The organism is Actinomadura luzonensis (assembly GCF_022664455.2).
GTDB lineage: Bacteria > Actinomycetota > Actinomycetes > Streptosporangiales > Streptosporangiaceae > Nonomuraea > Nonomuraea luzonensis.
The window spans coordinates 446388-469552 of sequence record NZ_JAKRKC020000001.1; the positions used below are offsets into that span (position 1 = coordinate 446388).

Here is a 23165-nt window from a genome sequence, read left to right on the forward strand (position 1 = left end):
CGGGGGGCGGGGGTCAGCAGGAGCCGTTCTCGCCCAGGCAGTAGACCGCGTAGGCGCGGCCGAGCACCGGCAGCGCGACGTTGCGCACCCGGATGCCGCCCGGCGTCATGCCCTTCTCGCGCCCCTTGTGCGCGTGCCCGTGCAGGATCAGGTCGGCGCCGGCCGTGTCGACCGCCTCGGCCAGGAGGTAGCTGCCGAGGAAGGGGTAGATCTCCGGCGGCTCGCCCTCCAGCGTCTCCTTGATCGGGGAGTAGTGGGAGAGCACCACCTTGAGGTCGGCGGTCATCTCCTTCAGCGACACCTTCCACGCCTCGGCGATGTAGCGGGTGTGGGCCACGAAGTTCTTGATCTCGCGCTCGCCGAACTCGCTCGCGCACTTGCCCGCGTACCCGCCGCCGAAGCCCTTGCCGCCGACCACGCCCAGCTTGGTGTCGCCGCACTGGATGACCACGCCGTCGTCGTGGAGCACGATCACGCCGGCGTCGCGGAGCGCGGCCGCGATCTCGTACTGCAGGTCGGAGTGGTAGTCGTGGTTGCCCAGCACGGCCACGGTGGGGATGGGCAGGCCGCGCAGCTCGTCGGCCACCAGCCGGCCCTCCTCCAGGGTGCCGTGCCGGGTCAGGTCACCGGCCAGCATGAACACGTCGGCGCGGTCCTCGATGCCCTCCAGGCGCTTGCGGTACTGGCCGCGCACGTCCTCGCCCAGGTGGATGTCTCCGACGGCCGCGATGCGCAGTTCAGTCAAGGTGCTCATCCTCTCCCGGCTCGGTGACCTCCACGACCATGATCTCGTTGTGCACGCGCAGGTCCGGCGCGGCCTCGTGGGCCACCTGGCCGAGCCGCTCGCGCTGCTCGGCCCCGCTCACCTGACCGCGCAGGAAGAGCTGGTCGCCACGGATGTCCACGCGGATGCCCAGCTCGTGGGTGCGTCCGTCCTCGGCCAGCGCCTGCTGGACGCGGGCCGCGACGTACTGCGGAGCTTCCATCTCGCCTCCTTACTCTGTCGTCGCGTGCCCGGGCAGAAACGGATCAAACGGTGTGAATCAGGTCGATGACCGCCCGTTCCACCGGCCCCGCGGTGGCGAGCTGGCCGAAGTCGGCGTCCGCGCCGAGCTCGGTCAGGGCGCCCGCGATCGTCCGGCCCTGGTCGTACGCCTCGACCACGCGCGGGTCCACGTACGACGTCCGGGCCACGGTGGGGGTGTTGCCCAGGTACTCGGAGACCTCCCGCATCACGCGGGTGATCGCCCTCTTCTTCTTGGTCGGCCCCTCGCTGACCGCCGGCCGGGACACCGCCAGCCCGACGGCCGCCAGCACCGTCGCGTGCCAGGTGCGGAAGTCCTTGGCGGTGACCTCCCAGCCGATGACCTCGCGGAGGTAGTCGTTGATGTCCTCGCTGCGGATGTCGGCCCAGCCGCCGTCGCGCCGCCGGTAGCGCAGCAGCTCGCCCTCGCCGCCGGAGCGCTTCAGCGAGCGCAGCACCGCGCAGGCCGCCGGGTCGGCCACCTCGACCTCGCGCGGGATGTCGCCCTTGGCCTGGTAGGAGAAGATCACGTAGCCCTTGGCGAAGGTCAGGTGCTCCATCCGCAGCGTCGCCAGGCCGTAGCTGTCGTAGCTCTCGCCGCCGATGCGGAAGAAGCCGATGTCGAGCAGCCGGGCGGCGGTGGCGAGGACCCGCTCCCTGGTCAGGCCGCGGCCCTGGAGCTGCTCGTCCACGGTCTTGCGGAACGCGGGCAGCCGCTCGGCCACCTCCAGCACCCGGTCGAACTTGGCGCGGTCCTGCTGCTCGCGCCACAGGTCGTGGTAGCGGTACTGCAGGCGGCCCGCCGAGTCCGTGCCGACGGCCTGGAGATGGCCGGAGGGGTCGGTGCAGATCCACACGTCGGTCCAGGCCGGCGGGATCGCCAGCGCCTTGATGCGGGCCAGCGTCTCGGGGTCGCGGACGGGGCCGCCGTCGGGGTCCACGTAACTGAACCCGCGACCCCGCCGTCGCCGGACGATCCCCGGCTCACTGTGGTCACTCGGATGCAGCTCGGGCACGAGGGGCGGGCTACCCAGCACGTTAGGCGACAAACAGGACGGGCAGGTGAGCGGACATGTCTGATAGAGGAGATTGGCACGAGGAACGGTCCGCAAGGGGCCACGCCATGGTGCCGGCGACCCCTCGCGATGTGGTGCACATCAGGGTGGGGTCGTTCATGCTGGTGTTCCTGTTCGCCTTCACGGTGCTGGGACTCATCGCGCGGGCGCCGGTCATCACCGGCATCGCCATCGCGCTCGCCGTGGTCACGGTCATCGACATGATCCTGGCCGTACGGCGCCAGAAGCAACGACGCGGAGACGGAGAGGCGGGCTGATACGTCCATGGCACCACTGCGAGGGCGGGTAGTCGTGGTGACGGGCGCGAGCGGCGGCGTTGGCCGGGCGGTCGTGCGCGAGCTGGGCAAGCAGGGCGCGAAGGTGGCGCTCCTGGCGCGAGGGACGACGGGGCTCGGCGCGGCGGCCGTCGACGTGGGGGCCGCGGGCGGCGTCGGCCAGGTCTACGAGACCGACATGGCGGACTACGAGCAGGTACGGGCGGCGGCCGAGCGCATCGAGACCGAGATGGGCCCCATCTCCGTCTGGATCAACACGGCCTTCTCCAGCGTCTTCGCCAAGTTCACCGACATCTCCCCGGAGGAGTACGAGCGGACGACGCAGGTCACCTACCTGGGCTACGTCTGGGGCACGAAGGTCGCCCTGGACCTCATGGGGCCGCGCAACCAGGGCGCGATCGTGCAGACGGGCTCGGCGCTGGCCCAGCGCTCGATCCCGCTGCAGTCGGCGTACTGCGGGGCCAAGCACGCGATCCAGGGCTTCACCGAGTCGGTGCGCACCGAGCTGCTGGCCGACAGGAGCAACATCAGGATCACCACCGTGCAGCTCCCGGCGGTCAACACGCCGCAGTTCGAGTGGGTGCTGAGCAAGCTGCGCCGGCACCCCCAGCCGGTGCCGCCGATCTACCAGCCGGAGGTGGCGGCGCGGGCCATCGTGTACGCCGCCGAGCACCCGGAGCGCAAGGAGTACTGGGTGGGCGGGATGACCGCCGCGACCCTGATGGCGCAGCGGATCGCGCCGGCGCTGGTGGACCGGTACCTGGCGCGCACCGGCATCCAGTCGCAGCAGACCGACGAGAAGCCGCCGAGCGGCGTGTCCAACCTTTGGGAGCCCGCCGACGACGACCACGACTACGGCGCGCACGGCACCTTCGACCGGCGCTCGACCGCCCGCAGCCCGCAGCTCTGGCTGTCGCAGCACCGCGGCCCGGTCCTGATGGGGCTGGCCGGCGGCGCGGCCGCGGCGGGCGCGCTCGCGTTCCTGCGCCGCAGGTGACCTGACACGCGGAGGACGCGCGGGCTCCTCGGCCGGCTCGACGCGCTGCGCCGCGCGGTGACGGAGCAGGCAGGCCGCGAACCGCGACGGCCGTGACCGGCGCGGGCCCCCGTCCGCATCGGGGCCCGCGCCGGCGCTCACCGGGCGGCGGAACCGGCGGCCCTCACTCGGCCGCCTTCATCAGTTTGGCGTAGGCGAGCTGCAGCCAGTCCGACACCGCCACCGCCGTCATCGTCGCGCCGATCATACGGGTCGCCTTCGGCGCGAACACCAGACCGGCCGCGTAGCCGGTCGCCACCCACTGCGCCAGGCAGAACGGGCAGGCCAGCAGCTCGCCGAGCGCGCTTCGCGGGCTCTCCTGGAGCTCGGCGGGCCCGCTCTGGCCCTCGTACCGGGTGAAGGGGGCGCGGAGGGGGCTCGTGACGGGATCCTTGGCGATGCGCCGCGACACCTTGTGCGTGCAGGCCGCCATCAGCGCCAGGTCCATCACCCCGATCCGGTCCGGCGCCCGCCGCCCGGCCAGCGCGGCCGCCGCCGCGGCGACCGCCACCGTGCCGCCGTAGGCGGCCATGATCCCGAGGTAGCCGCGGAGCGGCCGGTGGTGCTCGCCCTCGTAGGCCCGTTCCGTCTTCTCCAGGATTTCCGTCATAGCTCCCGCGACTACCCTCTCGCGGCCTGCTCCAACGTCTACTTGACCTTTGCCTGGGTAGCCCGGACTCATGAGCAGCCACGGTCACGAGGTCACCGACGCCATCCTGGACACCTTGAAGCGCGCCAGCTCCGGGCTCAAGGACGCCGGGGTCAAGTTCGCGCTGGCCGGAGGTTGCGCGGCGTACGCGAGAGGCGCCGCCCCCTCCCTCCATGACGTCGATTTCGTTCTCACCGAGCACGACGTGCCGGCCGCCCTCGAGGCGCTGCGCGGGCTCGGCTTCCAGACCGCCAAGCCGCCGGAGGACTGGCTGGTCAAGGCGTACGACGAGGGCCGGCTGGTCGACCTGATCTTCCGGGTGTCCGACCTGGACATCACGGAGGAGCTGCTGGACCGGGCCGAGCCGTTGAAGGCGTCGGCGGTGATCGTGCCCGTGCTGGAGGCCACCGACCTGGTGATCTCGTGGCTGCTGCCGCTGTCGGAGCACGCCTGCGACTACGGGGCGCTGCTGGCCCAGGTGCGCGCGCTGCGCGAGCAGGTGGACTGGCCGCGGGTGGCGGCGGTGACGGAGCACTCGCCGTACGCGGCCACGTTCATCACCCTGCTGGAGCGGCTGGGCGTGCTGAGCGGGCCGGTCGAGCCGTCCGGCGACGCCAAGTGGCCCTGACCCGCGCCTCAGCTCAGCGTTAAGCGGGCCGGTGCGGGTAGAGGGCGGAACCATCACCGAGGAGGGTCCTTGAATGCCTGAGCGCGATCTCCAGTACCTGGCCGAGCTGGCCGCCCAACTACGCGTCGACTCCGTCCGCGCCGCCGCGGCCGCCGGCTCCGGCCATCCGACCTCGTCGATGTCGGCGGCCGACCTCATGGCGGTGTTGTTCTCCTGCCACCTCCGCTACGACTTCGCCAACCCCGGCAACCCCGCCAACGACCATCTGATCTTCTCCAAGGGGCACGCCTCCCCCCTGCTGTACTCCCTCTACAAGGCGGCCGGCGTCATCGACGACGAGGAGCTGCTGTCGTTCCGCAAGCGCGGCAGCAGGCTGGAGGGGCACCCCACCCCGCGCCTGCCCTGGGTGGACGTCGCGACCGGCTCGCTCGGGCAGGGCCTGCCGGTCGGCGTCGGCGTGGCGATGGCCGGGCGGCTGGAGCGCATGCCCTACCGGGTGTGGGTGCTGTGCGGCGACAGCGAGCTGGCCGAGGGCTCGATATGGGAGGCCGCCGAGCACGCCGGCGACGAGGGCCTGGCCAACCTCACCGTCATCGTGGACGTCAACCGCCTCGGCCAGCGCGGGCCCACCCGGCACGGCTGGGACACCGGCGCCTACGCCCGCAGGTTCGGCGCGTTCGGCTGGCATACCATCGAGATCGACGGCCATGATCCCGGGCAGATCGACTTCGCGCTCGCCGACGCCTGCAACACCCGCAGACGGCCCACCGTCATCCTGGCCAAGACCCGCAAGGGCGAGGGCGTGCTGGAGGTGGAGAACCGCGAGGGCGCGCACGGCAAGGCGCTGAAGGACCCCGGCAAGGCCGTCGAGGAGCTGGGCGGCACCAGGGACGTCCGGGTCGAGGTGCACGTCCCCGACGAGGGCCCGGCGCCGTACCGGTTCGAGGACGGGCCTCTGGAGCTGCCGGCGTACAAGGTGGGCGACGCGGTGGCCACGCGGACGGCGTACGGGGAGGCGCTGGCGGCGCTCGGCGCGGCCAGGGGCGACGTGGTGGCGCTGGACGGCGAGGTGGCCGACTCGACGAGGACGCAGACGTTCGCCGAGGCGTTCCCCGAGCGCTTCTTCGAGATGTACATCGCCGAGCAGCAGCTCGTGGCGGCCGCGGTCGGGCTCGCGGTGCGCGGCTGGAAGCCGTACGCGGCCACGTTCGCGGCGTTCCTGACCCGGGCCTACGACTTCATCAGGATGGCCGGGGTGAGCGGCGCCTCGATCCGGCTGGTCGGCTCGCACGCGGGCGTGGCCATCGGCGAGGACGGGCCGTCCCAGATGGGGCTGGAGGACCTGGCCATGATGCGGCCGGTGCACGGCAGCACCGTGCTCTACCCGTGCGACGCCAACCAGACGGCGGCGCTGATCGCCGAGATGGCCGAGCTGGAGGGCGTGTCCTACCTGCGCACCACGCGCGGCGACACACCGGTGATCTACGAGCCGGGCGAGCGGTTCCCGGTGGGCGGCTCGCGGGTGCTGCGGCGCTCGGCCGGCGACCGGGCCACGATCGTGGCGGCCGGGGTGACCGTGCACGAGGCGCTGGCGGCGGCCGACGAGCTGGCCGCGGCCGACGTCCCGGTCGGGGTGATCGACCTGTACTCGATCAAGCCGGTGGACGCGGCCGCGCTGGCCGAGGCGGCCACCACGACCGGCAACCTCATCACGGTCGAGGACCACCGGCTGGAGGGCGGGCTCGGGGACGCCGTGCTGGAGGCCGTCGCCGAGCTCGGTCCCCGGGTGGTCAAGCTGGGGGTGAGCGGGCTGCCCGCCTCGGCCACCCCCGAGGAGCAACTGGCCGACGCACGCATTGACCGCCGCGCCATTGTCGCGGCGGTCAAGCGCTTGCTGTGACAGGCCCGGTGATCGGCCGGGGGAAGGTCACCGCGCCTTCGCGGTGGCCTTCCTGTTGGCCTTCTTGATGGCTTCCACCAGTTCCTTCTTCTTCATCTTCGAGCGGCCGCGCACGCCCAGCCGCTTCGCCACGTCCCGCAGGTGCTCCTTGCTGGCGTTGGCGTCCACTCCCTCGGCCGTGCAGCCGGACCGGTCCGTCGCGCCCTTGTCGGACGGGCCCTTCTCGGCCTTCGGCTCCCAGTGGTCGCCGACCTTCTCGAAGGAGTGCTTCAGCGCGGCGAACGCGGTCATGTGAGCGCGCCTGCCCTCTCCGTACTCCTGCACGGCACTGTCGTGCGCCTTGATCCAGGTACGCTGCGCCTTCTTCGGCGAGCGCTTGATCGTGGACGGCAGCTCCTCGACACCTGGCATGCCGTTTCACCTCCTACAGCGGCGGCTCGTCGTAGTGGCGGCGTTCCTCGTACACGGTGGTGCGGCGGGTCTCGGGCTCCGCGATGATCTCGTGACGGTGCACCGGTTCGTCGATGGGACCGACCGCCCTGCGGGTGACGGTGATCCTGTAGATGCCGAACAGGAGACCGACCAGACCGCCGAGCATGAGGATGACCCCCACGACATTGATGTCGAGGCCGGCGAGGTCGAACTCGACGGCCCAGGTGAGGATCGCACCGAGCATGATGAGGATGATGCTTCCGGCGATGGTCATCTGATTTACCTCCTTGACACGAGGAACTTCTATCCCCATGTCGAAAAACAAACCAGTCGTGGTGATCGGGCTGATGGGCTCGGGTAAGACGACCGCCGGCCGCCTCCTCGCGGAGGCTCTTGACCTGCGCTTAAGCGACAGCGACCCGTTCCTGCGGGCGCGGTACGGCGGCACGGCCGCGCAGATCGCCGCCCGCGAAGGCGCCGACGCCCTCCACCGCCACGAGGCCGAGCACGTCCTGCACGAGCTGGCGACCGGCGAGCCTGAGGTGATCGCCGCGGCCGCCAGCACCGTCGAGGACCCCGAGGTGCGGCGGGCGCTCCGCGAGGCGTTCGTGGTGTGGGTGGACGCCGACGACGCCGTGCTCGCCGAGCGCATGAAGTCGGGCGACCACCGCCCCGGCTTCGACCCCAAGGCCATGCGGGCCCGCCGCGAGCCGTACTTCGCGGAGATCGCCGACCTGCGCTGCGACGTGGGCGTCCGGCGGCCCGAGGAGGTGCGGGACGAGGTGCTGCGGGAGTTGCGCTCCCGGGGCCTGGCATAATGATCATGACACATGGGCCCCCCGAGGCGCGCGGGGGGCCTGTGGCGTCCATCTCGTCAACCATCCACCCGCGTCACGCATCTAACCGCACGTGAGTATGCGCTTGGTGCCCGGCGACCCCGAACGGCTCGGCGGCTTCTGGCTGGCGGGCCGGCTCGGCGCGGGCGGGCGGGGCGTGGTCTACGACGCCTACGACGACGACGGCCGCCGCCACGCCGTCACCGTGCCGCGCGGGGAGGCCCCCGGGCGGCGCTACGAGCGCGTCTCCTGCCCGTCGCTGGCCGAGGTCGTCGCGGTCGGCGTGGACGGCCGCGTCCCCTACGTCGTCACCGCGTACGTGGACGGCCCCGACCTGCGGCGGGCGGTCGAGCTGCACGGCCCGTACGCGGGCGGCGAGCTGCTGGCGCTGGCCGACGCGCTCGGCGCGGCCCTGGAGGCGCTGCACGAGGCCGGGCTCACGCACCGGGGGCTCAACCCGGAGAGCGTGCTGCTGGCGGCCGACGGCCCCAAGGTCATCCAGCTGGGGCTGCCGGCCCCCGGCACGGTCGCCGGCACCTGCACCTACCTCGCGCCCGAGACGCTGACCGGCCGCGGCGAGACGGGGGCGGCGGCCGACGTGTTCGCGTGGGGGGCGGTCGTGCTGTTCGCGGCCACCGGGCGCGACCCGTTCGCCGGGGAGAGCCTGGGCGGGGTGATGCACCGGCTGCTGACCGTCGACCCCGACCTGAGCGTCCTGCCCGAGGAGCTGCGCGAGCTGGTCGGCGGCGCCCTCGCCAAGGACCCGGCCGACCGGCCCGAGGCGTCCCGGCTGCGGGTCGCGACCTCCGCGGTGCTGCGCCCGCCCGCCGGGCACGCCGGGCCGCGCTCGCTCGGCGAGCTGGCGGAGGAGGCGTACCAGGCGCTGACGCCCGCGCAGCAGGAGCAGGTGCCCGGCCTGCTGCTGCGGCTGCTGGACGGCGACAGCCCGCACGACGAGGGCGGCGTGCTCGGCCCGCTCATGGACGCCGGTCTGCTGGTGCGCCGCAGCGTGCGGGTGCCGCCCGCGGAGACCGCTGTCGGCAAGCTGGTGGCGGTCGGCGACGGCCGGGTGGCCCCCGCCAGCGCCGCGCTCTACCGGGCCTGGCCCCGGCTGCGCGGCTGGGTGGCCGACGAGCGCGAGAGCCTGCACGTGCTGCGCCGCATCCGCGAGGCCGCCGGCGCGTGGTCGGCGCACCGGCGCGGGCGCGGTCACCTGCTGCGCGGCGAGGAGCTGGACACCGCGCTCGGCTGGGCCGCCACCAAACGCCGCCACCTGCGGCTGAACCAGCTCGAACGGGACTTCATCAACGACAGCGTCACTCTGTCCAAGCAGCGCAGGAGGCTGCTCGCGCCAGCTCTCGGGGTGCTCGGCGCGGTGCTGGCCGTCGCGGTGTCGATGTCGGTGGCGTCCGTACGCGGCCAGCACGAGCTGCGCGGGCAGCTCATCGAGGCGAACGCGCGGGCGGTCGCGGCGCGGGCGGAGGCGCTGCGCTCCTCGGACCCGCGGACCGCGATGCGGCTGAGCGTGGCCGCCTGGCGGCTGTCGCCGGTGTTCGAGGCGCGGGCCGCGTTGCAGGCCTCGCTCACCCAGCCCGAGCTGGGCGTCTTCACCGACCCGGCGCCCGACTCGCGGGCCCGCTACCTGCTGCGCGGCGACGAGCTGGTCAAGTGGGGCGCCGACGCCGTCACCTTCTACGACGTGCCCTCCGGGCGGCGCACCGGCGTGCGGGGCCTGCCGCCGGGCAACCCGGTGCTGAGCGACGACGGGCGCTTCGCCGAGGGCGTGGACGGGCGGCCGGTCGAGCTGGCCACGGGCCGGGCGCCCGGTCCCGGCGCCGCGTACGTGATCAGCCGGGGCAACCGCACCCGGGTGTACCGGGGCGAGCGGGTGCTGCTGGAGGTCACCGACCGCAAGGTGGCGCTGGCCCCGGACGGGACGCGGGCGGCGGTGTCCCGGGCGGACGGGCGGGTCGAGCTGTGGGAGCTGGCGGGGCGCCGCCGGCGGACGGCCACCGTGTCGGTCCGGCCGCCCCGGATGCCCGCCCTGGCGGCGCCGTCGATGGCGTTCAGCCCGGACGGGCGGCTGCTGGCCGTGGCGGGGCGGAGCGGCGTCACGCTCGTGGACACCGCCCGCGCGGCCCTGACCCCCATGAGCCCGCCCGGCCCCGGCGAACCGGTGGTCCCCGGGGCCGAGGACGCGCCTGCCGTTCCCGACAAGTCCGGCCTTCCCGCCCACCCGACCGGCGGAGGCGACCCGGCCGACGGGGGCGACCCGACCGGAGGGGGTGCCCGCTGGACCGTCGCGGCCGGCGGACGGGCGGGCGCGGCCGGCGGGTACGCGACGCGGTTGTCCGCCCGGCCGCCCGCCACCCCCGAGGACACGCCCGTCTTCAGCCCCGACGGCCGCCTCCTCGCCCTCCCCGGCGCCGGCGAGGTCCGTGTGTGGAACGTGACCGAGCGCCGCCTGTCCGGCTCCTACCCCCTCCGCGACCCCCGCCCCGGCCTGACCTTCTCCCCCGACGGCCACTGCCTCCGCTACCTGAGCGGCACCGGCTCGGTGGTCTCGCTGGACGTCTCCGGCCTGCCGCTGCCGTCCGGCGAGCACGAGGCGGCGGCCTTCTCCGGCGACGGCAAGGTGGCCGCCAAGGCGGTCGGCGACGCGACCGAGGTCACCGACACCGAGGACAGCAGGAAGCTGGGCCGCATCGCCGCGGCCGGCGACCTGGCCTTCGACGCGGGCGGCAGCCTGCTGGCCGTCGCCGGCGACCCGGTGACCGTCTGGCGGGTGCCCGGCGGCGAGCTGATGAGCTCCGTCGACGCGGGCGGCGACGTCCTGGCCGTGGCGCTCTCCCCCAAGGGCGACCTGCTGGCCACCGCGCGCGGCGGCACCCTGGAGACGTGGGACGTGCGCACGGCCCGCCGCGTCCGCGTGTACGAGGGCGCGGGCGACCCGGCGCTCGCGTTCAGCCCGGACGGCGCGACGCTCGCCGCCGGCGCCACCCTGCTCGACCTCCGCACCGGCCGCCGCACCCCGCTCGACCTGCGGACCGGCACGCCCGGCCGGGCCACGGCCGACGCCCCGGTGCCGACCGCGCTCGCCTTCTCCCCCGGCGGCAGGACGCTGGCGTTCGGCCTGGACGGCGGCCGGGTGCTGCTCTGGGACACGCGCGGGCGCGAGCGCATCGGCACGATCGAGACCGGCGCCTCGGCCGTCGACGCGCTGCGCTTCTCCCCCGACGGCGATCTGCTGGCCGTCGCCGCCACCCGCACCTCGCTCTGGGACGTGCGCACCCTGCGCCAGGTCGGCCAGGCCGCCCCGGGGACGTCCGGGCTGGCCTTCAGCCCCGACGGCAAACGCCTGCGCGGCGTGGCGCTCGACGGCACCGTCCGCGAGAGCCCGGTCGACCCGGCGCTCGCGGCGCGGGAGGTGTGCGCGCGGGCGGGCGGGCCGCTGAGCCGCGACGAGTGGTCGCGGCTCATCCCGGAGAGCGGCTACCAGGACGTGTGCTGAGCGGGGCGGCGGCCCGTCAGTCGTCCGGGTACAGCTTCAGCACCTTGCCCGAGCGGTCGGCGACGAGGTAGCCGGAGCGGCTGTAGGCGTCGCTGAGGTAGACGAGCAGGACCTGGCGGGGGCTCGTGAAGGTGAAGTCGGGGTCCACGATCAGGTAGCGGGACGTGGGCTTGTCCACGTTGAGGTCCTTGTCCGCCCGCTTGAACAGGGCCGGGAGCGCGTCCCAGTCGTAGCTGTTGAGATCGACGGTGGGGCCGTCGATCTCGCTGCCGAAGCCGGCCGACTTGGTGACCTGGCCGTCGCGGTAGTCGTAGCGCTCGGAGACCTCCGGGTCGCCCTTCTTCGGGGCCTCGACGACGGCGTACGTCGGGTAGACCGTCAGGCTGACGACCTTGGTGCCGCCGATCGCGGGCTTCAGCTTGGCGATCATGGCCTTGACGCCCGCCGGGGTGTGCAGGTTCTCCTGCCGCGACGGGCCGGTGTCCTCGGTGGCGGTCGGGTCGGCGCTGCTGCTGGATAACGGCGTGAACCGCAGGCCGGTCGGGTCGAGGCCCGTGGGCGTGCCGCTGCCGCCGCCGAACGGGAGCAGCCGCCACAGCAGCACGCCGATCACCACCACGGCCGCCACGGACACCGCGCCGAGGGCGCCGCGGCTGGAGCGGCGGGAACGGACGGTGTCCTGGTGCGCCACGGGCACCGCGCCGTACGGGGGCGGGGTGGCCTTGCCGTACGGGGGCGGGCCCGCCTGGCCGTAGACCGGCGGGGCCGCCTGGCCGTACGGGGGCGGGGCCGCCTGGCCGTACGGGGGCTGCGGCGCGGGCAGTTGCCCATAGCCGTGCGTCAGCGGCCCCTGCCCGGCAGCCCGCCCGACGCCCTGCCCGGCACCCTGGCCCGGCCCCGTACTCGGCCCCGTACTCGGCCCGGTACTCGGCCCGGGCGGCGCGCCCGGGGCGGGATCGGCGCGGAACGCTCCATCAGACGACCCGGCCGCGGCGGCGAGCATGCCGTCCAGCGTCTCGACGTCCGGCCGGGCCGCCGGATCGCGCTGGAGCAGGGCCCGCAGGACGGGAGCCAGCGCCCCGGCCCGCTCCGGCGGCGGCACCTCCTGGTTGAGCACGGCGGCCAGCGTCGCGAGCGTCGTGGCCCGGCGCATCGGGTGCCGCCCTTCGACGGCCACGTACAGGAGCATGCCGAGCGACCACAGGTCGGAGGCCGGATCGCCTTCCTGCCCGTTGATCCGCTCGGGCGCTATGTACTCGGGCGAGCCGATAAACGACCCGGTCGCGGTCAGGCTCGTGGACTCCCGCACCGCCGCGATGCCGAAGTCGGTCAGCACCGAGCGGCCGTCCTCGCGCAGCAGGACGTTGGCCGGCTTGACGTCGCGGTGCTGGATGCCGACCGCGTGGGCGGCCCGCAGCGCCGACAGGACCTCGCGGCCGAGCCGGGCCCCCTCGGCGGGCGTCAGCGGGCCGCGCTGGAGGCGGTCCTGGAGCGAGCCGCCGGTGACCAGCTCCATCACCAGCCACGGGTAGCCGTGCTCGCCCGGGTCGACGATGTGGTGGATGGTGACCACGTGCGGATGGTTGAGCCTGGCCAGGGCCCGGGCCTCGCGCAGGACGCGGGCCCGCAGCTCACGCGCCGCCGTGGAGTCCTGCGCCTCGTCGTAGGCGGGGTCGGGCGGCCGGACCTCCTTGAGCGCGACCTCGCGGTGCAGGGCCACGTCCCGGGCGCGCCACACCAGGCCCATGCCCCCGCCACCGAGCCGTTCCAGAAGCTCGAAACGACCGTCGATCACCCGATTGTGCATGGAGAGCAGCGTAGAGCCGCGACGCTCCCCGCGTCATCAGCGTCTCGCCCGCGCCGGCCTCGGCGGCTCACTCGCCGAGATCGCTCAGCTTCCCGATCAGGGCGGTACGCGAGGTGATCCCGAGCTTGGTGTAGATGTGGCTCAGGTGGTACTCGACCGTCTTGACGCTCAGCACCAGCTTGCGGGCCGCCTGCCGGTTGGTGAGGCCCTTGCTGATGAGCACGGCCACCGTGTGCTCCTGCGGCGTCAGGCCGAGCCTCGCGGTGTCCTGCGGGCGCAGCACCGCGCGCCCGCTCGCGGCCAGCTCCAGGTCGCACTGCTCCAGGTACGGCAGCGCGCCCAGCCTCGACAGCGTGAGCTGGGCCGCCTCCAGGTGCTCGGCGGCGGCGGCCCGGCGGCCCCTGCGACGCAGGAACGTGCCGTACGCGAGCTGGATCCTGGCCTCCTCGAACGGCATGTCGAGCTTGGCCGAATGGCCGAGCGCGACCTGGTAGAGGGTCTCCGCCTCGGCCGGCTCGTGCCGGGCGGCCAGCAGGCCGGCGCGGGCGCGCGCGGCGGCGGCGAGCACGCTGCGGCACTCCCCCTCCAACGCCAGCAGCTCGCACGGCACCAGCGCCGCCTCGGCCTCGGCCGGCCGGCCGGTGTTGACCAGGGCGTCGGCGAGCAGCGTGCGCCACAGGACGAGAGCCGGGTCCGCGGGGACCCGGACCCTGGTGAGCGGCACGAGGGCGGCGACGACCGCCTCGTGGTCGCCCCGGGCGGCGGCGGTGAGCGCGTCCGCGCCCGCCGTGGCGACCTGGGCGGGGACGTTGCCGGGACGGCAGGCGGCGCGGGCCGCCCGGACGTGCGCGAGCGCCTGGTCCCACTCGCCGCGCGCGGCCGGGACCAGCGCGGCCACGGCGTGGGCGTAACCGGCCAGCCAGACCTGGCCGAAGTCGTCGGCCGTGGAGGCGGCCAGCTCGCCGTGGGCGGCCGCCTCGTCCCAGCGGCCGAGCCGGTACTCGACCTGGGCCAGGCCGGTCGCCACCAGGAGCTGGAACGCGGCCGAGGCGTCGGCGCCGGCCGCCAGGGCGCGGCTGAGGTCGGCGTAGGCGCCGCCCAGGTCGTCGGCCGCCAGGCGGAGCATGCCGCGGCCGAGCACCGCGTCCGGCTCGCCGGTCTCGGGCTGGCCTGGCGCGCCGAGGCCCGCGCACAGCTCCGCCGCCTCCTCCGGCCGCCCGGCCCACGCCAGGCCCACCAGCCGCGCGAACCGCACCAGCTCCCCCCGCGGCCCGCCCCCACCCCCGGCTACGCGCTCCAGCCCTGAACCGGCGGTCCCGGCCACATCGCCAGCGAGAGGGCTGGTGGCGGCGACCGGCTCCGAGGCGGGCGCCTGGGCGGCCACGGCCGGCGCCACAGCGGGAGGCGGATCGCCGGCGACCCACCCCGGCGAGGCGCCGCCCCGTCCCGAAGCGGAAGGGCGGGCGACGGCCAGGCCGGGGGCGGGAGAGCGGGCGACGGACGGGTTGGGGGCGGGAGGGCGGGTGGTGGCGGACGGGTCGGGGGTGGGGGTGGGGGGTTCGGGGGTGGGGGTGGGGGGTTCGGGGGTGGGGTGGGTGGACCAGTGGACGGCGGCGGGGCCGTCGCCGCGCAGCAGGGCGGCCAGGGCCTGGCGGGCGGCGATGCCCTCGGCCAGGAGCGGGTCCCCGGCGTGCGTCCAGGCGTCGTCGAGCCGCCGCCCCGCCTCCTCCAGCCGCCCCGCCACCAGGGCCACCGCCCCCAGCGCGTAATCGCGGACCGCCGGGTCGGCGGCCGGGCCGAGCTGGGCGGCCAGCGCGGCGGCGTCGGCGGGACGGCCGGCGGCGAGCAGCGCCTCGACCGCCTCGGCGACCAGCCGGTCGCGGCCGGGCCCCTCGTCGGTGAGCTGGACGGCCCGGGTGAGGCAGCCGCACGCGCTGGCCCACCGTCCGGCCGCCGCCTGCCGCCGCCCCATCCTGGCGACCTCGCGCACCAGTCCGGCGTCCACCTGGTCGGCGGCGGCGAGCCGGTGGTGCAGGCGCTGGACGACGTCGTCCACCAGGTCGGCGGCCAGCAGGTGCAGGCCGCGCCGGGTGGCCGGCCCGAGGTCGTGGTAGATCGCGGCCCGGACCAGCGGGTTGGGGAAGCCGGCCGAGACGCCGGCCGCGGTCCGCCACTCGGCCAGCAGGCCGGCGCCGGTCGCCTGTTCGAGGGCGGGCAGCGGCTCGGCCAGTTCGGCGACGCGGGCCACGAGGTGCAGCGGCGCGGAGGTCCCGAGGACGGCGGCGGCGGTGAGCAGCCGCTGCGCCGCGGGCCCGCACCGGCCGAAGCTCTGGAGCACGAGCGTGGTGTAGGCGCGGGGCGCGGGCAGCGGGGCGTCCACGTCGGCCAGGGTCTCGGCGCGTACCTGCTGGAGCAGGGCGCGGGCGTGCAGCGGCACGCCCTTGGTGTGCTGGTGCAGGCGTTCGGCGGCCTGCGGCGTCAGCCGGACGGGGCCGATGCGGGCGCTGAGCGCCTGGAGCTCGCGCGCGGTGAGGCCGTCGAGCGGCAGCCGGAGCGCGGCGCCGCTGCGCAGCAGCCGCCGCAGCCCGTCGGGCAGCCGCGGGTCGTCGCTCTCCCTGACGATCAGCAGCGCCATCACCCGATCGGTACGCAGCCGCCGCAGCGCGAACGTCAGCGCGTGCAACGACGGCAGGTCCGCCCATCCGGCCCCGTCCACGGCCATGACGACCGGCGCGCCGCGCTGCACCTGTCCCAGCAGTTCCAGCAGCGCGGCCCCGACGACCAGCGGGTCCGGGGGGCCGGCCAGGGCGTGCTCCGGGGCGGCGAGGCGGGCCAAGGGCTCGGGCAGGGGGTGAACCTGGGGGGCGAGCTGGCCCAGCACCCCGTACGGCAGCTCCGCCTCGCCCTCCTCGCCGCTGACGTCCAGCACCACGGCGTTCTCGATGGCCGACAGGAACTCCCCGGCCAGCGCCGTCTTCCCGATGCCCGCGGGCCCCTCCAGCACCACGAGAGCGGAGCGGCCCTCGGCGGCCCGGCCGAGCTGGGCGTGCAGGACCGCCAGTTCCCGGCTGCGGCCGACGAACTGGTCGTCCCGGGAGCGCTCGGGTCCGTTGCGGAGGGAACGGGCTGTCATGGACTCCTCCCCTGACCGATTCATCGTGGGCCTTGGCCCGGCGACCGTCCAGTGTCCGCGTTGACCCGAGTCAGCTCCCGCCGTCATCAGGGAGTGGCCCCGGGGTAATCCCCAGGGCGTTCCCTGATGCTCGGGGCTGGGCGCGTTCTTACCGTCCAACGTGGACGAATGCCCCAAGAGCCGGGAGAACACCATGCCGTCCTACATCGCAGAGGAACAACGGGGAGCGGAGGCGCGCATTCTCAACGCGCTGTTCCCCGAGATCCTCCAGGGTCTCCAGCTGACCCATCAGGCGGGTGACGAGTTCGGCGCGGAGCCGCGCCGCCAGCCCGCGGGTCCCCGGATGGAACACCGGCACCTGGAGTACCGGCAGCCGTCGCGGCAGCGGTACCCCGATCCCGAGTCCTACGCCCACATGCTGGCCGACCGGTCCTTCATGGACGTCGCGGCCGTGCTCATGCCGGTGGTGCAGGCGATCACGCCGCCGCTGGTGGAGCAGCTCCTGTCGTTCGGCCCGCCGAAGGCGGAGATCGACCGGCACGAGGAGGACCGGCTGGCCCAGTTCGTGCCGCAGCTCGTCGCCACGATCGCGCCCATCGTCACGCAGGTCCTGCCGGGCCTGCTCCAGTCGATGCACGGGGTCCGCGCCGGCCACCCGGTGCGCGTCACCGACCACGAGCTGAACCAGCGTTACCTCGGCCCGATCCTCCAGGCCATGCTGCCCGCGATCGTCACCCGCCTGCCGGAGCTGCTCGCCGTCGTGCACGGCGACCAGCGTCCTCCGGTCCGTCACGAGCGGCTGCCGGGGCACGGCGAGCTGCAGGTGGTCAGGATCTCCAGGAACGACCTGGTCCACGCCCACCGCCTGCCCGACGGCGACGTGATCCAGCTGAGCGAGACCGCCGCCCCGCCCGGCACGACCGAGGTGCGGATCAGCACCGCCCCGCACGCGCTGTGGTGGAAGGGCGTGCAGGTGACCGGCGACGGCGACCGGGAGATCTGCTTCGCCGGGACCGACGGCGAGCCGGAGGCGAGCTTCGACTCCCGGGCCGCGCAGTCCGGCGGCGTCGTGGTGCTGTGGAAGGCGCAGCTCTTCGGCGTCCGCACCCCGATGTACGTGATCCCGATCTCGGAGCTGTCGCCGGACGGCAAGTGCCTCACCTTCCACTGGGCGGCGGACTGATGGCCGCGCCGATGACCGGGCCCACGCTGCGGCTCGGCAGCACAGGGGAGGACGTCAGGCGGCTGCAGGAACTGCTGCGCTCGCGCGGCCACCGGGTGCGGGTGGACGGGTACTTCGGCGGCTCGACGTACGGCGCGCTGCTGAGCCTCCAGCAGCGCGAGGGCGTCCGGGCGGACGGCGTGGCCGGCCCGGAGACCTGGCGGGCGCTCGGCGAGCCCCGGCAGGAGCGGCAGGAGCGGCACGAGCGGCCCCAGCAGGAGTGGCCCCGGCAGGAGTGGCAGCAGCAGGAGTGGCAGCAGCAGGGCCGCGGTGAGCGCGCCCGCTGGACCCTCATGGTGTGCTTCGCGGGCGAGAACGACCTGTCCGACGCGGCGGGCCGGGACCTGGAGGAGCTGCGGTCCGCTCCGGCGCAGGACGGGGTGCGGGTGACCGCGTTCGTCCGGGAGAGCGGCGGCCGGGCCAGGCACCTCGTGCTCGGCGCGGGCGGCGAGCGGGACCACACCGAGGAGGCCCCGGGCTCCGGTGAGCCGGGCGACACGCGGGCGATGCGCGAGTTCGTCCGCTGGGCGGCGCGGCGCGCGCCGGCCGAGCGGTACGCGCTGGTGCTGTGGAACCACGGCCGCGGCCGGCGGGCCGACGACCTCGACCGGCTCTACGCCGAGGCGAGGGGCCGCCGGGTGCGGCGCGACGTCGAGTCCGGCTACGTGCGGCGGGCGCCGCGCACCGCGATGTCCGGCGAGGAGCCGTCCTTCTCGGAGCTGGTCGAGCTGGCCGAGCACCCGGCGGTGGCGAGGGCGGTGTTCACCGAGCCGGTCAAGCGGCTGCTGACGCTGCCCGCCGAGCACGAGCGCGCGGCGGCGGCCCGTGACGGCACGCTGCGCGCGCTGGACGCGATCGAGCTGCGCGAGCTCCTCGCGGGCGTCCAGCAGGACCTCGGCCGGCCGCTCGACGTGCTGGGCCTGGACGCCTGCCCGATGAGCGACCTGGAGGTCTGCTACGAGGTGCGCGAGCACGTCGGCGTGGTGGTGGGCGCGGAGGAGCCGGAGCCGGCCGGGTGCTGGCCGTACGGCGAGATCGTCGCGGCCCTCGCCGCCGACCCGCGCGCGGACGCGCGGAGCCTCGGCCGGATCGTCGTCGAGCGGTACGCCGACCGCTACCGGGGCACCCGGCACACCGTCACGCAGTGCGCGATGGACGCGACCCGCGTCGAGGAGTTCCTGCGGGAGTTCCACACGCTGGCCGGCGCGCTGCGCGGGCAGGTGCGGATGAACCGGTCCGTGGTGGACAGCGTCCAGTCGGTCGCCACCCGGTTCGCCTGGGACCGCTCGCTGGTGGACCTGCGGACGATGTGCCTGGGGCTGGTCGCGGACTCGCGGACGGACCCGACGCTGGCCTCGGTGGCCGACAAGCTGCTCGCCATGCACCAGCCGGGCGGGTTCATCGTCCAGGAAGCGCATCAGGGAGAAAAGGTCGAGGATTGCGGCGGCCTGTCGGTCTACTTCCCGATGGATCGCACAATTTCCCGCTATTACGCCGATCTCGGGTTTGCCCGGGACACCGAATGGGGTGAATTCCTCAGGGAATACGCGAACGCGCGTACCATCAAGCGTTAGAAGCCACGAGCCGGCGAAAATCACCGGCGCCAAAGGGGCTATTGCGGCCCGGGACCGGCCGCAATAGCCCCTACCTTTGTCCTATGGATCCCCTCATCAGCCGCAGGGCGCTCAACCGGGCCACGCTCGACCGCCAGTTCCTGCTGGCGCGCACCGACCGCGGCGTGCTCGACGTCGTCGAGCACCTGGGCGGCCTCCAGGCCCAGACCCCGCACACCTGGTACACCGGCCTGTGGACCCGGATCGCCGACTTCGACCCGGCGGTGGCCGGCGAGCTGCTGATGTCCCGGGCGCTGGTCCGCATCGCGCTCCAGCGCTCCACCATCCACCTCGTCACCGCCCGCGACTGCCTGGCCATGCGTCCCCTGCTCCAGCCGGTGACCGCGCGCATGACCCGCACCACGTTCGGCAAGCGGCTGGCCGGGGTCGACATGGACGAGCTGGCCGAGGCCGGCCGCGAGCTGCTGGAGTCGCGGCCGATGACCTTCGCCGAGCTGGGGCGCGAGCTGGCCGCGCGCTGGCCGTCGGCCGACCCGCACGCGCTCGGCCAGGGCGTGCGCTCCCTGGTGCCGCTGGTGCAGGTGCCGCCGCGCGGCGTGTGGGGCAGGAGCGGGACGGTCGCTCACACCAGCGCCGAGTCGTGGCTGGGCTTCGAGACGCCCGCGATGACGGCGGGCGAGCTGGTGCGGCGCTACCTGGCGGCGTTCGGGCCGGCGTCGGTCAAGGACGTCCAGACCTGGTCCGGGCTGACCCGGCTGAGCGAGGTGGTGGAGACGCTCGACCTCGTGCGCTTCCGCGACGAGTCCGGCCGCGTCCTGTACGACCTGCCGGACGCCCCGCGCCCGCCCGAGGACGTCCCCGCGCCGGCCCGGTTCATGTACGACTTCGACAACCTGTTCCTGTCCCACACCGACCGCTCGCGGGTGATCAGCGACCTGGGCGCGGGCGTGCTGACCCGGTTCGCGGGCACCAACGTGCAGCCGCGGGCCGTCCTGGTCGACGGCTTCACCGCGGCCGACTGGACCTACCGCAGCGCGAACGGCCTCGCCACGCTCAACGTTCACCAGTGGCAGCCGCTCACGGCGGCGGAGCGGGAGGAGGTCGAGCGGGAGGCGATGGCGCTGCTGGGGTTCCTGACCCCCGACGACAAGCACGAGGTCGCGTTCTTCGGCGCCTCCTCGATGGGCTGACCGCCGGGCCCGGCCGGGGTCAGGCCGACGCCGGTGAGGCCGCCGAAGCGCCGGACCGCCTGGTAGTACGTCCAGGCGAGCCGGTCGCAGGAGGCCCGGCCGGCCTCCGCGTAGCCGGCGCACACCTCACGCAGGTCGTGATAGAACGCCTGGTCCACGTGCGCCTTGTTCGCCGGGAACGCCCCCACGGCCTTGTAGTTGCGGTACCCGAAGTCGTGCCGCCGGCAGGGCAGGCGGAAGTCGAAGCCGAGCGGCCGGTCCGGGCTGCCGGAGCACAGGTCGCTCGACCAGTCGAAGCCGTAGCCCCCCCACGCCTCCTGGTCCTCCCAGGCCAGCCGCCAGGCGAGGGCGCTCGGCGTCGTGGGCCGGGTGAGCCCGGCGAGGGCGGCGAGCTTCTGCTCCAGCGTCACCGCGCGGGCGGCCGGCCCGGTCGCGGCGGTCAGCGAGCAGGCGGCGAGCACGAGCGTGAGGAGGCGGCGTCGGACCATGGCGACCAGAATGGCCCGGCGTGCCTCCGCCGGGCCGCACTTGCGGTTAACGCGGAGGCAGAATGTGCGTCATCACTCGCGCGGGAACGCGCATTTCCGGCAAGTCGCCCCCGCGTCTCGGGCGAAGGCGCTCAGGTCTCGTGCAGGCGGCGGATCACGGCCTGCTTGGCCGAGGCGAACTCCTCGTCCGTCAGCACGCCCGCGCGGTGCAGCTCGCCCAGCTCCGCCAGGCGGCGCAGCACCGCGTCGTGGGCGTCGTCGGCGACCGGCGGCGGCGGCGGCTCAGGCGCCTCGCGCGGGATGCGCGCCAGCACCGCCGCGGCGACCAGCGCGGTCGTGCCGCCGAAGCGCTGGATGCCCCACGACACGCAGCGCGGGTCCTTCTGCGGCTGCCGCGCGGGCCCCTCGCCCTTGACGCGGAAGCGCAGCGTGCCGTAGCCCATGCCGGACTGCGGCTTCCACTCCACGCCCGTGATCTGCGCCAGCGGGTATTCCTGCGGCCCCGCCTGCTCCTTCTCGGCGCTCGCGAAGCCGGTCCACTCCAGCCGCACCCGCTCCCCGTCGAAGATCGCCGTGCCGTCGCCGGCGGTGGCCGAGATAGGGAGGTCGGGGCCGGGCAGCAGGTAGCCGTCGCACGGGCCGGCGGGCTGCTGGTAGATCTCCAGCGTGTCGCGCACCTCGTCGGCGAAGTACTCGGCCGCGCCGGCCCGGGTCCTCGGGATCGCCAGCCGGTACGGGTCGGCGGGCGGCCCGAGCGCCCCGGCCACCGCGTCGGACAGCGGGTCGGCCCCCTTGCGCAGCCGTAAGCGCAGGTGGCCGCCCTTGCGGGCGGGCTCGAAGGTCACCCCCGCGACGGCCTCGCGCGGCACGGCGACCGCGCCCAGCGTGCGGCGCAGCTCGTGGATCTCCTTGCCGCTGCCGGGCACGATGCGCAGGATCTCACCGTTGAAGGTCCACGACCCGTCGGGGACGGCGATCTCGGCCATATCCTCAGCCTAGGACACGCTCGGGGGGTGATCACGTCGAGAGGAACCGCATGGAGATCTTCACGAGCTGGCCCTCCTGGCGGGAGGCCGAGGGCCCGCTGATCCAGGCGCTGCCCGCCCCCACCGTGGACGCGGTGCGCGAGGCGTTCGCGTTCGCCCGCCGCTGCCACGGGGTCCAGCAGCGGCCGACGGGGCGGCCGTACGTGGAGCATCTGCTGGAGGCGCTGGAGGTGGCGGTGGCCGGCGCCGGGCTGCGCGAGCAGGAGGTGCTGGTCGCCGTCGTGCTGCACGACGTGCTGGAGGACACGCCGTGCACCGAGCGGGAGCTGGCGCGGCGCTTCGGCGCGCGGGTGGCCGAGCTGGTGCGGTGGGTGAGCAGGCCGCGTGGCACGGCCAAGGCCGACCACCTGGCCGCGCTGGTCAAGGCGCCGGCGCAGGCCGTGCTGGTCAAGCTGGCCGACCGGGCGAGCAACGTGCAGGAGCTCCAGCGCATGCCGTGGCGGTTCCAGCGGCGCTACTACCTGGAGACGGTGGCGTACGTGCTGCCGCTGGCCGGCGCCCACCCGTGGTTTGCGGAGTGGTACGGCGAGTGGCGTCGCCTCTGGCGGCGTGTGGAGCGCTGGCCGGGCTGAGCCGGGCGGCCCGGTCAGCCGTGCATGCGGGCCAGCCGGTTGCGCACCCCGCGGAAGTGGGCCACGACGGCGGCGGTCGCGGCCGGCCCGTCGCCCGCGAGCACCGCCGCGTAGATGTCGCGGTGCCGCCTGGCCACGTCGGCGGGGGGTTCGTCCGGCGCGCCCAGGTGGTCGCGGAGCTGGTAGTAGACGTCCCAGAACGCGCCGAGGAGCTGGGAGACGAGGGGGTTGCCGAGCGGCCGGTAGAGCAGGTCGTGGAAGAGCCGGTCGGTCTCGGGCGAGACCAGGCCCTGCTCGGCCTCGGCGTCCATGCGGGCGATGACGTCGGCGACCGGGCCGAGCTCGGCCTCCGGACCGAGCGCGATGAGCCGCTGGACGAGCCCGGACTCCAGGATCTCGCGGATCTCGATGAGGTGCGCCAGGTGGTTCTTGCCGTTCTGCAGCGTGATGCGGCTGTGGAAGGCCAGCTCGTCCACGAGCCCGGCCAGGGACATGCGGCCGACGAACATGCCGAAGCCGTGCCGGATCTCGACGATGCCGACCGCCTGCAACGCCTTCAGCGCCTCCCGCACGGAGTTGCGGCTGACCTGGAGCTCCTCCATCAGCTCGGACTCCGTGGGCAGCGGATCCCCCGCCACCAGCCCGCGCCGGACGATGAGGTCCTTGACGCCCTCCTGGGCCTCGACGGCCCGGCTGGTCCTGGCCGGCCGCGCGGCGGGACGCGGGACTGCGGTCATGAAGGATCCTTTCGTCGTAGGTAACAATC

Annotated in this window: 20 protein-coding genes and 1 pseudogene; 10 read left to right on the forward strand and 11 right to left on the reverse strand. The window is 74.5% G+C overall.

The window, feature by feature from the left end; all coding sequences use genetic code 11:
* Positions 1-13: 13 nt before the first annotated feature.
* The 3 genes from MF672_RS02170 to MF672_RS02180 are packed head-to-tail and all read right to left on the reverse strand — an operon-like array spanning position 14 to position 1965.
* Positions 14-745, reverse strand: coding sequence for a metallophosphoesterase family protein (locus MF672_RS02170; RefSeq protein ID WP_242376078.1), 732 nt, complete (start codon positions 743-745; stop codon positions 14-16).
* A complete protein-coding gene (locus MF672_RS02175) occupies positions 738-986 on the reverse strand; it encodes a BON domain-containing protein (RefSeq protein WP_242376080.1) in 249 nt (82 codons plus the stop codon). The genes MF672_RS02170 and MF672_RS02175 overlap by 8 nt, the downstream gene beginning before the upstream one ends.
* Positions 987-1029: 43 nt before the next feature.
* Positions 1030-1965 carry a DNA topoisomerase IB gene (locus MF672_RS02180; protein ID WP_242376081.1) on the reverse strand — a complete coding sequence of 312 codons (936 nt, stop codon included), beginning with the start codon at positions 1963-1965 and terminating at the stop codon, positions 1030-1032.
* 233 nt (positions 1966-2198) lie between these two features.
* On the opposite strand from MF672_RS02180, the gene MF672_RS02185 reads away from it, so the two are divergent.
* Together MF672_RS02185 and MF672_RS02190 are read left to right on the forward strand one after the other, a co-directional pair.
* Positions 2199-2357, forward strand: a complete 159-nt coding sequence (locus tag MF672_RS02185) for a hypothetical protein (protein ID WP_242376082.1) — start codon at positions 2199-2201, stop codon at positions 2355-2357.
* 7 nt (positions 2358-2364) lie between these two features.
* Positions 2365-3372 carry an SDR family oxidoreductase gene (locus MF672_RS02190; protein ID WP_242376084.1) on the forward strand — a complete coding sequence of 336 codons (1008 nt, stop codon included), beginning with the start codon at positions 2365-2367 and terminating at the stop codon, positions 3370-3372.
* Between the two features lie 163 nt (positions 3373-3535).
* Here the strand turns inward: MF672_RS02190 and MF672_RS02195 are convergent, their stop codons facing one another.
* Complete coding sequence (locus tag MF672_RS02195) at positions 3536-4021, reverse strand: DUF1360 domain-containing protein (protein WP_242376085.1); 486 nt, start codon at positions 4019-4021, stop codon at positions 3536-3538.
* A gap of 70 nt (positions 4022-4091) precedes the next feature.
* Here MF672_RS02195 and MF672_RS02200 point away from each other — a divergent pair, with 70 nt between their 5' ends.
* Together MF672_RS02200 and MF672_RS02205 are read left to right on the forward strand one after the other, a co-directional pair.
* Complete coding sequence (locus tag MF672_RS02200; protein ID WP_242376086.1) at positions 4092-4688, forward strand: nucleotidyltransferase; 597 nt, start codon at positions 4092-4094, stop codon at positions 4686-4688.
* 73 nt (positions 4689-4761) lie between these two features.
* Positions 4762-6588: a transketolase gene (locus MF672_RS02205; protein WP_242376087.1), complete on the forward strand. Its 1827-nt coding sequence runs from the start codon at positions 4762-4764 to the stop codon at positions 6586-6588.
* A gap of 27 nt (positions 6589-6615) precedes the next feature.
* On the opposite strand, the gene MF672_RS02210 is transcribed toward MF672_RS02205, so the two are convergent.
* Positions 6616-6999: a ChaB family protein gene (locus tag MF672_RS02210; RefSeq protein WP_242376088.1), complete on the reverse strand. Its 384-nt coding sequence runs from the start codon at positions 6997-6999 to the stop codon at positions 6616-6618.
* A 13-nt stretch (positions 7000-7012) separates the two neighbouring features.
* Positions 7013-7294 (reverse strand): hypothetical protein, encoded by a 282-nt coding sequence (locus MF672_RS02215; protein WP_242376089.1) that lies wholly within the window; start codon positions 7292-7294, stop codon positions 7013-7015.
* 37 nt (positions 7295-7331) lie between these two features.
* Between MF672_RS02215 and MF672_RS02220 the strand changes: the two genes are divergently transcribed.
* Both MF672_RS02220 and MF672_RS51195 read left to right on the forward strand, forming a co-directional pair.
* Positions 7332-7838 carry a shikimate kinase gene (locus MF672_RS02220; RefSeq protein WP_242376090.1) on the forward strand — a complete coding sequence of 169 codons (507 nt, stop codon included), beginning with the start codon at positions 7332-7334 and terminating at the stop codon, positions 7836-7838.
* 97 nt (positions 7839-7935) lie between these two features.
* Complete coding sequence (locus tag MF672_RS51195; protein ID WP_302893283.1) at positions 7936-11367, forward strand: protein kinase domain-containing protein; 3432 nt, start codon at positions 7936-7938, stop codon at positions 11365-11367.
* Positions 11368-11383: 16 nt separating this feature from the next.
* Here the strand turns inward: MF672_RS51195 and MF672_RS02230 are convergent, their stop codons facing one another.
* Together MF672_RS02230 and MF672_RS51200 are read right to left on the reverse strand one after the other, a co-directional pair.
* Positions 11384-13174, reverse strand: coding sequence for a serine/threonine-protein kinase (locus MF672_RS02230; RefSeq protein ID WP_242376092.1), 1791 nt, complete (start codon positions 13172-13174; stop codon positions 11384-11386).
* A gap of 67 nt (positions 13175-13241) precedes the next feature.
* Complete coding sequence (locus MF672_RS51200; RefSeq protein ID WP_302893144.1) at positions 13242-16307, reverse strand: helix-turn-helix transcriptional regulator; 3066 nt, start codon at positions 16305-16307, stop codon at positions 13242-13244.
* A 193-nt stretch (positions 16308-16500) separates the two neighbouring features.
* Between MF672_RS51200 and MF672_RS02245 the strand changes: the two genes are divergently transcribed.
* The 3 genes from MF672_RS02245 to MF672_RS02255 all read left to right on the forward strand — a co-directional run bounded on the left by MF672_RS02245 (position 16501) and on the right by MF672_RS02255 (position 20293).
* Positions 16501-17490 (forward strand): hypothetical protein, encoded by a 990-nt coding sequence (locus tag MF672_RS02245; protein ID WP_242376095.1) that lies wholly within the window; start codon positions 16501-16503, stop codon positions 17488-17490.
* An 11-nt stretch (positions 17491-17501) separates the two neighbouring features.
* Positions 17502-19103 (forward strand): clostripain-related cysteine peptidase, encoded by a 1602-nt coding sequence (locus tag MF672_RS02250; RefSeq protein WP_242376097.1) that lies wholly within the window; start codon positions 17502-17504, stop codon positions 19101-19103.
* A gap of 83 nt (positions 19104-19186) precedes the next feature.
* Positions 19187-20293, forward strand: coding sequence for a winged helix DNA-binding domain-containing protein (locus tag MF672_RS02255; RefSeq protein ID WP_242376098.1), 1107 nt, complete (start codon positions 19187-19189; stop codon positions 20291-20293).
* Between the two features lie 53 nt (positions 20294-20346).
* Here MF672_RS02255 and MF672_RS02260 read toward each other — a convergent pair.
* Together MF672_RS02260 and MF672_RS02265 are read right to left on the reverse strand one after the other, a co-directional pair.
* Positions 20347-20781 (reverse strand): annotated as a pseudogene (locus tag MF672_RS02260) (phospholipase); the annotation flags it as partial.
* A gap of 131 nt (positions 20782-20912) precedes the next feature.
* Positions 20913-21767 carry a DUF4429 domain-containing protein gene (locus MF672_RS02265; RefSeq protein ID WP_242376099.1) on the reverse strand — a complete coding sequence of 285 codons (855 nt, stop codon included), beginning with the start codon at positions 21765-21767 and terminating at the stop codon, positions 20913-20915.
* Positions 21768-21817: 50 nt separating this feature from the next.
* Here MF672_RS02265 and MF672_RS02270 point away from each other — a divergent pair, with 50 nt between their 5' ends.
* On the forward strand, positions 21818-22399 hold the full coding sequence (locus MF672_RS02270; RefSeq protein ID WP_242376101.1) for an HD domain-containing protein: 582 nt from the start codon (positions 21818-21820) through the stop codon (positions 22397-22399).
* A 14-nt stretch (positions 22400-22413) separates the two neighbouring features.
* Here MF672_RS02270 and MF672_RS02275 read toward each other — a convergent pair whose 3' ends face one another.
* Positions 22414-23136, reverse strand: a complete 723-nt coding sequence (locus tag MF672_RS02275) for a FadR/GntR family transcriptional regulator (RefSeq protein ID WP_242376102.1) — start codon at positions 23134-23136, stop codon at positions 22414-22416.
* Positions 23137-23165: the final 29 nt, after the last annotated feature.